This window comes from Psychrobacter sp. W2-37-MNA-CIBAN-0211, from assembly GCF_040309405.1.
Classification (GTDB): Bacteria; Pseudomonadota; Gammaproteobacteria; order Pseudomonadales; family Moraxellaceae; genus Psychrobacter; species Psychrobacter glaciei.
In genome coordinates this window covers 1-268 of record NZ_JBEOOU010000240.1, presented here as the reverse complement: position 1 = coordinate 268, position 268 = coordinate 1, and the positions used below count along the sequence as shown (strand labels likewise).

The 268-nt window shown below is 38.4% G+C and carries 1 protein-coding gene; it reads left to right on the top strand.

Translation table 11 applies throughout. The features are described from left to right. Positions 1-268: peptidoglycan-binding protein (locus tag AAEY72_RS15070; RefSeq protein ID WP_352311375.1), on the top strand; the 268-nt coding region annotated here is incomplete at both ends.

Below are 268 nucleotides of genomic sequence, written 5' to 3'. Positions count from 1 at the left end.
GCGCTTATATCAAGAGCGTGACTTAAAAACTAATGTGTGCGACGAAGCTATATGCACGTTTGATAAAGATTTAGAGCAAGCTGTTAAGCAATTTCAAAGCCGCCATGGTTTAAAAGTTGATGGCCGAGTGGGTAAGCGTACTTTTGCATCGCTTAATGTGCCCGCACAGCAAAAACTCGATAAATTAAAACTTAACTTTTATAGAATAACTAACTTTGCAGGCGCAAGTGATGAGCAATATGTGTATGTAAATATTCCAGAATACAGC